Origin of the sequence: Bifidobacterium callitrichidarum, from assembly GCF_003129905.1 — a bacterium.
Taxonomy (GTDB): Bacteria; Actinomycetota; Actinomycetes; order Actinomycetales; family Bifidobacteriaceae; genus Bifidobacterium; species Bifidobacterium callitrichidarum.
The window spans coordinates 43,238-56,127 of the sequence record NZ_QFFM01000020.1; the positions used below are offsets into that span (position 1 = coordinate 43,238).

General features: G+C 62.9%; 10 protein-coding genes. All 10 read right to left on the reverse strand.

Annotated elements, in window-relative coordinates:
• Window positions 1-101 precede the first annotated feature (101 nt).
• The gene (locus DF196_RS09570) at window positions 102-1,328 is read right to left on the reverse strand and encodes a CTP synthase (protein WP_241519678.1); all 1,227 of its coding nucleotides are present in this window, start codon (window positions 1,326-1,328) and stop codon (window positions 102-104) included.
• 106 nt (window positions 1,329-1,434) lie between these two features.
• On the reverse strand, window positions 1,435-2,469 hold the full coding sequence (locus tag DF196_RS14120) for a pseudouridine synthase (protein ID WP_338323325.1): 1,035 nt from the start codon (window positions 2,467-2,469) through the stop codon (window positions 1,435-1,437).
• A gap of 225 nt (window positions 2,470-2,694) precedes the next feature.
• Window positions 2,695-4,587, reverse strand: a complete 1,893-nt coding sequence (gene glmS, locus DF196_RS09590; protein ID WP_109057608.1) for a glutamine--fructose-6-phosphate transaminase (isomerizing) — start codon at window positions 4,585-4,587, stop codon at window positions 2,695-2,697.
• 223 nt (window positions 4,588-4,810) lie between these two features.
• Entirely contained in the window at window positions 4,811-5,629 is an 819-nt protein-coding gene (locus DF196_RS09595) for an amino acid ABC transporter ATP-binding protein (RefSeq protein ID WP_109057609.1), read from the reverse strand.
• A gap of 21 nt (window positions 5,630-5,650) precedes the next feature.
• A complete protein-coding gene (locus tag DF196_RS09600; protein ID WP_109057610.1) occupies window positions 5,651-6,634 on the reverse strand; it encodes an amino acid ABC transporter permease in 984 nt (327 codons plus the stop codon).
• A 67-nt stretch (window positions 6,635-6,701) separates the two neighbouring features.
• Window positions 6,702-7,652 carry an ABC transporter substrate-binding protein gene (locus DF196_RS09605; protein ID WP_109057611.1) on the reverse strand — a complete coding sequence of 317 codons (951 nt, stop codon included), beginning with the start codon at window positions 7,650-7,652 and terminating at the stop codon, window positions 6,702-6,704.
• 339 nt (window positions 7,653-7,991) lie between these two features.
• A complete protein-coding gene (locus tag DF196_RS09610) occupies window positions 7,992-8,945 on the reverse strand; it encodes an ABC transporter substrate-binding protein (protein WP_109057612.1) in 954 nt (317 codons plus the stop codon).
• A gap of 479 nt (window positions 8,946-9,424) precedes the next feature.
• Window positions 9,425-9,901, reverse strand: a complete 477-nt coding sequence (gene smpB / locus DF196_RS09615) for an SsrA-binding protein SmpB (RefSeq protein WP_109057613.1) — start codon at window positions 9,899-9,901, stop codon at window positions 9,425-9,427.
• Between the two features lie 252 nt (window positions 9,902-10,153).
• Window positions 10,154-11,512: a CHAP domain-containing protein gene (locus DF196_RS09620; RefSeq protein WP_109057614.1), complete on the reverse strand. Its 1,359-nt coding sequence runs from the start codon at window positions 11,510-11,512 to the stop codon at window positions 10,154-10,156.
• Between the two features lie 325 nt (window positions 11,513-11,837).
• Entirely contained in the window at window positions 11,838-12,761 is a 924-nt protein-coding gene (ftsX, locus tag DF196_RS09625; protein ID WP_109057615.1) for a permease-like cell division protein FtsX, read from the reverse strand.
• Window positions 12,762-12,890: the final 129 nt, after the last annotated feature.

Sequence of the window (12,890 nt, forward strand, 5' to 3'; positions counted from 1 at the left end):
ACGCAACATAGTATCGTCGCTGCCTTACATTTCGTCCCATCAACGGGCTCCGTCACATCCAGGGTCCCAAGATGAGGACGATATCGACCCCATTCCCCGTATTACTTCAGTTCATAGAACGGAATCGCATCGGTCCGGGGCACGCCGGCCCTGATTAACTTCGACCACAGTGAACCGTGCGTCACCACGTCGTCGTATGTGGCGTGGACCACCGCCGAGACGCCCGCCCGGAGCAGCATATCGTCACGGGACTTCTCGGCGCTCACCACCTGCTGAATGTCACGGCGCTTCGTCATGACCGGATCAACATACTTACGCATGCCATCGTATTCCAACACGATGGTGCGTCCATCTGCCGTATGCCAGACGAAGTCGACGCGCCGCACATTCCAGCTGTTCTCCGGATCGACAAACTCACGCTGCAGCTCAGGAACGGCGAATCCCGCGTCAATCAGCGTCGCGCGGCACAACGATTCACCACCGTTCTCACTGCGCGCATCCGTGTAGCGAAGCAGCCGAAACACAGACCCGCAATCGGCGCGAATACGGTCGCATTCGTCGACCACACTATCCGCATCGGTGAGTTTCATACGAAACGCCGAATCGAACATGCCCAGCACCAGCCGGAACGGATACCGCAGCGCGCAATCAACAAGCGTTCTGGCGGGTGTTGTAGTACGAACCGCCACCATTGACTCACCCAAAAGGTAACGAACAACGCAGTTTTCCTCCGAAGCCACGAAAATCGGGACTGTTTGGGAGCGCCTATGGCTCTGATTCTCCGGGCTGGACGCAACATAAATGGACTCGTCCCGAAGCAGCGACCACGAATATTCCAAGTTCATTGCAGCAGCCGCGCTGAGTCCGGCGTACACCCACTGGGGATGACGGCGGGACAGCGCTTCCAGGATATGCAGAACACGCTGTTTGGGATTCAACGCACGCCAGTACTCCGCTTCGGCATACACGCCGCGATACGGACTGACCATCTCTCCACGACGTATCCGTCGATTCATTCTTTTACGCGCTGCTGCATCAACTTTGGTGATGCACAGCTGCGCCTTGTGGCTGTTGAATCCCTTACCGGCCGCCGCATTGCCTGATACTGGCCCCATACCCGCTCCCCACACCCCATGACGCCCCATTGCCGCATGGACACGATGATGCTGATGAATCCCCCCATCATCAGCATCATCGGCGTATTCAACAGTGTGACCTAACGGGAACGACGATGTCAAAAGATTGTCAAGGCGGACTTTCCAGCTGAATGGGGCGAAACGCAAGTCAGCGACGTGGCCTACTTGCGTTTCGTCCCGTTTGGACGCCATCAAACGGCACAAAACGCAACATGGTATCGTCGCGGACTTACCTTTCGTGCCGTGGACGAGTGGATTTCGGAATGGTGAACCCTCATCGGCCAATGGCTCATGACGCCTACAGGGCTATACGCGAGGTGAATTCGCGTGGCTCGCCGGTGATGGGGTCGGTGAAACGCAATGTGCGTGCCACCAGTTCGAGGGGTTGGGAAAAATCGTCGTAGGGGCGGGTTTCGATGCTCGGGTAGAAGTCGTCGCCCACAATCGGCAGTCCCAGCGAGTTCATATGGACACGCAGCTGGTGCGTCTTGCCCGTGCGCGGGTGCAGGGTGTACCGGCAGGTTAGGGCCGATGCGGCCTCATCGGCACGGAATACCTCGATTCCGGCCGGTTTCTGCGATGGACAGTGAGAACGGGACTCGATGGCGACGGGAATCGACGCATCGCCCGGCATCCCGTCGGCATGCGAGTAGGTCATGTGCCGACGAGGCGGGGATCCTGCCGGCGGCAGCCCACCGAAGCGGGGCATACCGGCAGTGACCGATATGCCGTCCTGCATTTCACGCCGCATCCCGGCGGCAGGAATCGACGTATCACCCGGCACCGCACCGACATGACCGGCATACGGATAGGCACCGGAACGACGGGACAGAGATTCTGCCGGCAACACCAACTCGCCTCGTTCGATGACTGTTTCGGCGTTCACCACACCGGGCTCCTCATAGGCGGTCATTACGCCACGCACCTTGGTGATGTGCGAACGCCGCAGCAACGGGAAGGGCCTCGGCGATTCGAGCCGTTCGATAGTGCCGTACCGCGGGCGCGTGATCGGCCGGCAGGGTGCCAGGCATTCGTAGACCTTGACCGCGCGTTTCTCCTGGAACAGCGTCTGGTACGCGCCACGGCACGATTTGTCGCGTACGAAAACCAGTACGCCGGCCGTCAACCGGTCAAGTCGGTGGGCCGGGGTGATGTCCGGTTCGCCGAGTCGTTCGCGCAGCCGCATGAGCGCCGTGGAGCGGTACCACATGCCGCGCGGCATGGTGGGCAGGAAGTGCGGTTTGTCCACCACGATGATTCGTTCGTCCTCATAGAGCACCTCGAGGTCAAACGGAATCTCGGGCTCGTCGATTACGTAGCGGTGGGGCCTCATCTTCCCTTCCTTTTTCCCGGCTGCCGTACGGCACGAACCATATTCTCCATGCACGATCTCCCCGGACCCCTTGTTTTCTTTCGGTGCCAAATTCCGCAACACGGAGACGACGGGGCGGGATGGGTGGTGCCGGACCGTAGGCTCGGCCGAACGGCCTTGAGTGTGTCTGGCATCATCCATCCCGCCCCGTCGGCGGTCAAATACCAAATACGAATAAAGGACCGGTCACTCCACGGTGACGGACTTGGCGAGGTTGCGCGGCTTGTCCACGTCATAGCCCTTGAGCTTGGCCATGTCCATGGCGAACAGTTGCAGCGGCACCACGTCCACGAGCGGGCTCATCAGCGTGGGGCACTGCGGGCGCCAGAACACCACGTCCGCGTACCGTTCCACGTCCGGATCGCCCTGCTCGGCCACGGCGATGATGTACGCGCCGCGGGCCTTGACCTCCTCGATGCCGGAAATCACCTTGGCGTGCAACACGTTGCGGCCTCGTTCCGGCGGCACGATGAACACCACCGGCTCGCCTTCGTCCACCAGCGCGATCGGACCGTGCTTGAGCTCGCCGGCCGCAAAGCCCTCGGTAAAGGTATACGCGATCTCCTTGAGCTTCAACGCGCCCTCCAGCGCCACCGGGTAGCCCACGTGGCGTCCGAGGAACAGGAAGGAATTGGCGTTGACCATACGCTCGGCCGCGGCCTGGATGGCCTTGGGCTGGGTATCGAGCACCCACTGGATCTTGCGCGGCATGTCCTTCAGGGAGTCGAGCACCTGATGGATCTCGTCACGGAACATGGCGCCCTTGACCTGCGCGAGGTACAGGCCGAGCAGGTAAGCGGCGGTGATCTGCGCCACGAACGCCTTGGTGGAGGCCACGGCCACCTCGGGACCGGCGTGCGTGTACAACACGGCGTCCGATTCGCGCGGGATGGAGGCGCCCTGCGTGTTGCAGATGGCAAGCACCTTGGAGCCCTGTTCGCGCGCGTGGCGCAGGGCCATGAGCGTATCCATGGTCTCGCCGGACTGGGAGATGGCCACCACGAGCGTGCGCGGGGTCAGAATCGGGTCACGGTAACGGAATTCGTGCGCCAGCTCGACCTCCACCGGGATACGCACCCAGTGCTCGATGGCGTATTTGGCCACCTGGCCGGCGTAGCTTGCGGTGCCGCAGGCCACCACGATGATCTTGTCGATGGCCTTGAAGTCGTGCTCGTCGATGCGCACCTCGTCGAGCGTGATGTCGCCCTTGGCGTCGAAGCGTCCCAGAAGCGTGCGCTGCACGGCGGCCGGATCCTCGTGGATCTCCTTGTCCATGAAGGAGTCCCAGCCGCCCTTTTCGGCGGCGGAGGCGTCCCAGTCCACGGTGTAGGTCTTGGGGTCGGGTATCACGTTGCCGTCGAAATCGGTGACGACCACGGAATCGGCGGAGACGCATACGGCCTGATCCTGGTCCACTTCCATCGCGCGCTTGGTGTATGCCACGAACGCGGCCACGTCGGAGCCGAGGAAGTTCTCGCCGTCACCCAGACCCACCACAAGCGGGGAGTCGTGGCGGGCGCCCACCACGATGTCCGGCTGGCGGCAGTCGGTGGCGAGGATGGTGAACGCGCCGGCCAGCATGCGGGCCATGCGACGCACGGCCTCGAACAGGTCGGGGTGGCCCTTCTCCTCGATGACCTTATCCACGATCTTGCCGAGCAGCTTGGCGGCCACTTCGGTGTCCGTGGCGGAGGCGAAGCGGTAGCCTTCGGCCTGCAGGTCGAGCCGCAGCTGGGATGCGTTCTCGATGATGCCGTTGTGAATGATGGCCACCTTGCCGTCCATGCTGGTGTGCGGGTGGGCGTTCACATCGCTCGGCTCGCCGTTGGTGGCCCAGCGCGTGTGACCGATGCCCACGGTGGCGTCAGGCATCGGATTGCGTTCGATGCTCTCCACGAGGTTCTTGAGGCGTCCGGCCTTCTTGCGCACGGCCACCTTGTCCATGCCGGGGGCGGTCAGCGCCACGCCGGCCGAGTCATAGCCGCGGTATTCCAGGCGCTCCAGGCCCTGCAGGCAGACCTCAAGAGGCTTGCCGCACGCGGTGTCAACATTTCCTGCATATCCAACGATTCCACACATGGTTCACCAGCCTACCGGACGTATATGTCTGAGGCGAACCGGCTCGTCAAGCCGGCACGGATGTTTTGCATTACCGGCCCACCACGAAACGTGACACATCTCGCGCAACGAGCGACGGGGAGCCGGCATCCGCTGTACGACCGTAAGGACTCGGCCTGAGCGGCCCGGAGCGTGGCGCTAAGCGGATGCCGGCTCCCCGTCGCGGGCACCGGACGAAATCGGACTACAGCACGTGCTGGAGGAAGTCCTTGAACCTCGGCTCGGTGGGGTGGTCGATGATGTCGGGGCCGCCCTTCTCCACGACCACGCCGCCGTCCATGAAGACCACCTGATCGGCGACTTCACGGGCGAAACCGATCTCGTGGGTCACGCACACCATGGTCATGCCCTCCTTGGCGAGGGAGCGCATGACGTTGAGCACTTCGCCCACGAGCTCGGGGTCGAGCGCGGAAGTGGGCTCGTCGAAGAGCATAATCTCGGGCTTCATGGCGAGGGCGCGGGCGATGGCCACGCGCTGCTGCTGACCGCCGGAGAGCTGCGAGGGGTAGTAGTCGAGTCGGTCACCAAGGCCCACGCGCTCCAGTTCGGCCACGGCCAGCTCATGCGCCTCCTTCTTGGCGACGTGCTTGACGTGCACCGGCGCCTCCATCACGTTCTCCAGCGCGGTCATGTGCGGGAACAGGTTGAAACGCTGGAACACCATGCCCAGGCGGGAACGTTGGGCGGCGATCTCCTTGTCGTCCAAGGTCTGCAGGACGTCCTGGCCGTTCTTGGTGACGTGCTTGAAGCCGATGAGCTCACCGTCCACCTCGATGGAGCCGCCGGTCAGCGTCTCCAGCTGGTTGATCAGGCGCAGGAACGTGGATTTGCCGGAGCCGGAGGGGCCCAGGATCACGGTCACGGTGCCGGGCATGACGGTCAGGTCCACGCCCTTCAGGACGTGCAGGGAACCGAAGGCCTTGTGTACCTGTGTGGCCTTGATGGCCGGCACAACGCCGGTAGCGGTGCCGGCGGAAGCGGCGGCATTGGTGATATCAGTCATAATTGTTCGCCTCTCCCCCACTCACGCGGTCATGCCGGTGAATGCGGCCTCGTTGAGCTTGTTCACGTCGTCCTTGGGTTCGCCCTCGGTCTTGCCGGGCAGCGGCGGCTGCTTGCCACGGGTGCCCATGGCGCGGGCGTCGAAGCCCTTGCCGAAGTGCTTCTCCAGACGGGACTGGATCACCATGAGGATGGAGGTGATGAGCAGGTACCAGAAGCAGGCCACCAGCAGCAGCGGAATCGGCTTGTAGATGCGGTTGGCGATGGCGTTCGTGGCGAACTGCAGTTCGAGGGTGAACGGCACGGCCGTGACCAGGGACGTGGTCTTGAGCATGCCGATGGTCTCGTTGCCGGTGGGCGGGATGATGATGCGCATGGCCTGCGGCAGGATGATGCGGCGCATGATGAGCGTGCGGCCCATGCCGAGCGCCTGGGCGGCCTCGGTCTGGCCCGGATCCACGGCCTCAAGGCCGGCGCGCACAATCTCGGACAGGTATGCGGCCTCGTTCAGGGCCAGGCCGATCCATGCTGCGTTGAAGGCGGTGACCACCACGGAAGAGTCGATGCTCCAGAACTCCACGGAGGTGAACGGGATGCCCAGGCTCAGCTTCGGGATGAGCACGGAGAACAGGCCCCAGAAGATGAGCTGCGTGTACACAGGGGTACCACGGAAGAACCAGATGAAGAACCAGCTCACGCCACGCAGCACCGGGTTGATGGATTTGCGCATGATGGCGAGGATGACCGAGAGGATGATCGCCACCACCATGGAGATCACGGTGAGCTCCAGCGTGTATCGGATGCCTTCGAGCACGTTCTCGTTGAACAGGTACTTCCAGACAGTAGGCCAGTCAAGCCTCGGGTTGGTGATCATGCCCTGGATGAGCATCGCGGCGAGCAGCGCCACGATCACGGCGGCCACGATGGGGCCGGGGCGCTTGACCGGCAGCGCCTTGATGCGGTTGGGGATGTCCAGTCCCTCGCCGTCGATTTCTTTCTTCGCCATATTCTTCCTTTTGGTTATCTGCTATTGGTTCCGGCTCCCCTCCCCGAGGGGAGCCAGGACTTATACGTCAGGCGACGTTCGGGTTGACTTCGGCCTTGGTCAGGGCACCGGACTCGACGCCCCAGTGCTTGAGGATCTTGCCGTAGGTGCCGTCGTCCATGAGCTTCTGCATGGCCTTCTGCACGGCTTCGGTGGTGCCGGTCTCGCCCTTCTTGATGGCGATGGCGTTCGGCACGGAATCGAAGTCCTTGCCCAGCTGCTCGAGCTGGCCGTCGGTCTGGGCGATGGCGTAGCCGACCACCGGGGAGTCGGCGAAGAACACATCGGCCTTGCCGGTCACCACTGCGGTGGTGGCGTCGGTCTGCTGCTTGGAGGACTGGATCTCAATGTCCTTCTTGCCGTCGGCCTTGCACTGCTCGGCGGTCTTGTTGATGGCCTCCTCCTCGACGGTGCCGGTCTCCACGGCCACCTTGAGGCCGCACAGGTCGTTCTCGTCGACCTTGTTCGGGTTGCCGGTCTTGACCGCGTAGGCCATGCCGGCGGTGAAGTAGGAGACGAAGTCGACGGACTTCATACGCTCGGGGGTGATGGTGAACGCCGCGATGCCGAGGTCGTACTTGGAGCCGATGGCCGGGATGATGGTATCGAAGTTGGAGGAGACGATTTCGGTGTCGAGGCCGAAGACGTTGCCCAGGGCACGGGCGAGGTCCATGTCGTAGCCGATCTGGGTCTTGCCGTCGGAGTCCAGGAACTCGGCCGGGGCGTAGGACGGGTTGGTGCCGATGGTGAGCTTGCCGTCCTTGGTCACGGAGTCGGGCAGCAGCGCGGCGATGGCGTCGTCCTTCTTGACGGAGCTGACGTCGTAGCTGGAGATGGTGGCGCTCTTGGCGGAGCCGGAGCCGCCGTTACCGGAATTGTCGGAGGTGGCTTCGTCGGTGGTGCCGCAGGCCGCGGTGGACAGCAGCATGGCGGCGCTCAGCAGCAGCGCGGCACCTGCTTTCAGGTTCTTGAATGACATGGAATGGTCCTCTCTTGTTTCTTCCTCTTGGATGCGCCGGATTCGGGAAAACCTCGGTTCTCCGACAATTCACCCAATATACAGGTAAGGACCATAGACCCGCGATGCTACGAGCGCGTTAAGGACATCATCCTTGGCTCCCCTCTCTAGGGGGAGCTGTCGTCGTAGACGACTGAGGGGGAGCTCTTCGTCTGACCAGACTCCCCTCAGTCAGCTCCGCTGCCAGCTCCCCCCCAGAGAGGGGAGCCTTCGCGGCACAGCCGCTCACCTCACCTACGAACAGTCCACCGGACTGTTCGCTTCACGGCTCGGCCCTCAGAGAGGGGAGCCAAGGTAGGATCACACGGTGGGGTTGATTTCGGCCTTGTCGATGGCGCCGGAGGAAACGCCCCACGTGTCGAGGATCTTCTTGTACGTTCCGTCGTCCATGAGCTTCTGGATGGCCTTCTGCACGGCTTCGGCGGTCTTGGAGTCGCCCTTCTTGATGGCCACGGCCTCAGGCGTCACGCCGGTGTCGTCGCCGAGGGCGGCGAGCGTGTCACCGGTCTGTTCGATGGCGTAGCCGGCCACTGGGGAGTCGGCGTAGAAGATGGAGGCCTTGCCGGAGGCCACTGCGGTGGTCACATCGGTCTGCAGCTTGGAGGACTGGATGTCGATGGGGTCCTTGCCGTCGGCCTTGCACTTCTCGTTGGCGGCATTGACCTCCTCTTCCTGCGTGGTGCCGGTCTGTACGGCCACCTTCACGCCGCACAGGTTGGAGGTGTCCACGTTGTCCGGGTTGCCCTTCTTGGTGACCCACGTGGAGCCGGCCTTGAAGTAGGTCACGAAGTCCACGGCGTCAAGGCGTTCCTTGGTCACGGTGAAGGAGGAGATGCCGATGTCGTACTTGGAGCCGACGGACGGAATGATGGAGTCGAAGGTGGAGGAGACGGTCTCCTCCTTGAGGCCAAACACGGCGGCCAGGGCCTTGGAGAGATCCACGTCGAAGCCGACCGGGGTCTTGCCGTCCTCGGCCAGGAATTCGGCCGGGGCGTAGGAGGTATCGGTGCCGACGGTCAGTGTGCCGTCGCCGGCCACGGAATCAGGCAGGAGGGCAGCGATGGCGTCGTCCTTCTTGATGGAGCTGGTGTCGAAGCCTTCGGTCTTGGACGAGCTGGACGAATCCTTGGAGTCGCCGCCGTTCGAGGAGGCGGTGGTGGAGCCGTCGGTGGTGCCGCAGGCGGCGACGGCGATGAGCATGGCCGCGCTCAAAGTGGCGGCCGCGACAGACTTGATTCCCTTGCTTAGAGACATTGGATTTCCTCTCTCCGTTATTGTCGATCGGGCGGGTATATTTCCCGACTAATTCGCGAGAGTAGGTTCGCAATGCTACGGGGTAGTTAATATAGCGAGATGACGTTCACGTAGTGGACATAAGCATAGGGAAGCGGAATCGGCCTGCGGGCGATGCTGTTCTTTCCGCGGGCTTCGCCCGCTCCTCTTCTCTCCCTCAGCTTCGCTACGCTCAGCAGCTCCCTCGTCAGAGGGAGCCAAGGTTTGTCATACCGGTGAGTGAGCCGGCGTCACGGACGGGCTGGAATAGAGAGGCTCCGTCAAATCAAGATTGACATGCCCCTTATTCTTGGCTCCCCTTGTCGGGACATTGCCGTGAAGCAAACAGCGGAGCTGTTTGTAGGCGATGTGCGAGACGACAGTCGAGCCTAACAGAACGCGAACGAAGTTCGTCCATGATTGCAGGACGGCAGTATCGGACGAGGCGGATTCCGAGTTAATCAGTGGCGCATGTTGGCGTAGCGCATGGCGCGCAGGGCCTCACGCTTGTCCTGCTCCTCGCGCAGAGCCTGACGCTTGTCGAATTCCTTCTTGCCTCGGGCCAGCGCGATCTCGGCCTTGACACGACCGTCCTTGAAGTACAGGCTGATCGGCACAATCGTGTATCCCTTGGCCTCAATGCCGCGCGCGAGCTTGGTGATCTGCTGGCGATGCAGCAGCAGCTTGCGCTTGCGCTTGGGGGCGTGATTGTTCCACGTACCGTTGAGGTATTCGGGGATGTTGGCGCCTTCCAGCCACATCTCACCGCGACGGTCGATGGAGACGAACGCCTCGGCCAGCGAGGCACGTCCCTCGCGGAGGGACTTGACCTCGGTGCCGGTCAGCGCCAGTCCCGCCTCGTACTTGTCTTCGATGGCGTAATCATGCCGGGCCTTCTTGTTCTGGACGATCAGCTTGGTGCCGGTTTCCTTGGCCATGGTCTCCTCCTTTCATGGGGTTTCCAAACGGTTATTCACAACCGATTTGCGCAACATTCGAGGGTAGCACGAACGCGCATGAATATGAAAAAGAGCCTTCGGAGGAAGGCTCTTGGCGAACATCTCTCTCGGCTCCCCTTGTCAGGGGAGCTGTCAGCGGATGCTGACTGAGGGGTAGTCACACACGGATTGGACTACCCCTCAGTCGCTTCGCGCCAGCTCCCCTGACAAGGGGAGCCAGGGTAGGGAGACTCAGTGGACGAACCAGTACTGGCCAGCGTTGGTCAGGGTGCGGGTGTTGGTGTTGTACGGGCCGGCGTAGGCGTTCATCTCGGAGATGACGAAGGTGCCGTCGCCGTTCACGGCCTCCACCACGGCCACATGGCCGTAGGTGCCGTCGGCGCCGTCCTGGCCGGGCAGGAAGGACAGGGCCGCGCCCACTTCGGGGTTATGGTCCACGCGCAGGCCGTAGGACGGGGCCGTGCGCCACCAGTCACCGCCGTTGCCAAGGTAGGACGGGGTGTTGATGCCCATCTGCTTGCGGCGGTCGTACGCCCACCACGTGCACTGGCCGGCCACGTAGGCGTTGCCATAGTCGCCGTTGGACGTGCCCTGACCGCCGGTGCCGGTGGACGGCACGGACGGGGTGACCGTCGGCGTGGACGGGGTGGAAGGCGTCACCGTGGGGTTGGACGGCACAGTGGTGGTGCCCTGGATGCCCGGATCCACCTTGTTGGCGGCCTCGGCCTGCTCCTTCTGGTACTGACGGTTGTAGGAATCCACCTGGGAGGCGATGAGCACGGTCTGCGCGGCCTGCTTGGCGGATTCGTCGTTCAGGCTTTCCACCTGGGCGGACAGCTCGTTGCGCTTCGCCTCGCCCTGGGCACGCAGCTTGTCGAGCGCGTCGCGCTTGGCCTGCGCATCCTCGGCAGCGGCCTGCGCGGAGGCGGCCTTCTCGTCCGCCTTGGTCTTCAGGGTGGCGATCTGCTTCTCGATTGCGGCCAGACGCTCGCTGCGGTTCATCGAGGTGTTCAGCGTGGTGGCCGCGGAGGAGGCCGCGTTGGCCTCGTTGCGGGAGAGGGCGTCGCGCGACTGCATGGAGTTGACGAAGTCCTGCGTGCTCGTGGCACCGGTGACCACGCTCATCACGTCGGAGGCGTCCGAACCGTGCATCTCCTCGCGGGCCAGCTGTGCCACGGCGGCATGCGCGTCGTCGTAATCCTTGCCGGTCTGCTCGATCTGCTGCTCGAGCGTTTCCTTGTCCTTCTGGGCGGCGGCCAGACGGTCGGCGGCCGCGTCCGCCTCGTCCTGCGCGGTGGCGGCGGCGGAGTTGGCGGCGGTGACCTTGGCCTGTGCGGCAACGATCTTGTTGTTGGTTAGATCGTCCAGTTCGAGAATCTTGTTGGCCAGTTCCTCATTGACGCCGGCGAGCTGCTGCTTGAGCTCGGCCTCACGCTGCACGGAGGCGGCGTGCTGGTTCTGCGCGTTGATGAGGTCGGAATAGGTATCCGCCTGGGCGGATGGGGCGGGGCCGAACACCAGTCCGGCGGTGCAAGCCGCGGCGGCTACGAGCGTTGCCAGTACGGGCTTGATCACATTCGCCTTCGTCATGGGCAGAAAGTCCTTTCGTCTCAGTTAAAGCCACACCTTAACACGTGAAACTGAGAATCGTGCAGGTTTTGTGTGTGATTCGCGTCTCGCGGAAGCGCGGAGGCTTGTTTTTGGATCCCCTCTCTGAGGGGATCTGTCACCGTAGGTGACTGAAGGGAGCCTCGCCGGCATATGGAACTCCCCTCAGTCGGCTTCGCCGCCAGCTCTACTGCGTAGAGCCTTCGCAGCATAGCTGCTCACTTCGCCTACGAGAAGTCCACTAGATTTCCCGCTTAACGGCTCAGTCCTCAAAGAGGGGAGCCAAAAGACAAACCCCTGGCGACAATTACGCGCGCAGGTAACGGCGCAGGGAGATGGTGGAGGCGATGATGGATAGCAGCACCGCGCCGAGCACCAGTCCCGGCGAGATCATGAGCACCGTCATCTGGTTCACGTACGGAATCCACGTGACCGACTGGGCCAGCCAACCGGTGATGAACACGCGCACGATCACCGACAGCATCAGGCAGGAGAGCACCGAACCGAGCAGCGAGGCGATGGCGCCTTCCAGGATGAACGGCAGTCGAATCGTCCAGTTCGAAGCACCCACGTATCGCATGATCTCGGTTTCGGTGCGTCTGGACGCGGCGGACATGCGGATCGTGGTACCGGTCAGGAGGATGGCCACGAACACCATCACGCCTGCGAGTACGGCCGTGACCGCGGTGGCGCGGTTGAGCACGGCGAATACCGGCTCGAAGATCTGCCGCTGGTCGGTCACGTCCTCGACGCCCTCCTTGCCGGAGAGCACTTCGGCCACCACCTGGTACTTGGTGGGGTCCTTGAGCTTGAGCCACAGCGAATCCTGCATGTCGTCCGCGGTGAGCGTGCGGCCCTGGAACTCGCCGTTCGGGTACTGCTTGGTGAAGGTGTTGTCGTAGAAGTCCTGCTTGCTCACGTACGTGATCTTGGAGACCGTGTCGTTGAGCTCGTCGCGGATGGTCTTCTGCAGGGCCGTGATCTCGGCGGCCGAAGGCGACTTGCCGGAGGCGCAGTTGGCCGACTGGCTGGTGCCGTCCGGGCATAGCCAGACCACCACTTCCACTTTGTCATACCAATCGCCCTTGGCCTTGGTGATCTGCGCCTGCGTGAGCACGGACGCGCCGATGAACAGGAAGGAGATGAAGGTGACCAGCATCAGCGAGAGCAGCATGGACAGGTTGCGACGCAGGTTGGTCCAGGTTTCGGAGAGGATGAATCGCGCGCGCATTACTTGGCCTCCGTGTGTTCGCTGGTTTCGCCGGTGACGTGTTCGGCGTCATCGTGCTGTTGGTCCGCTGTCCGTTCGGCGTCGGTGTGACGACGGGACCGATGTCCGCCTGCCGCGGGCGGTGCCGGG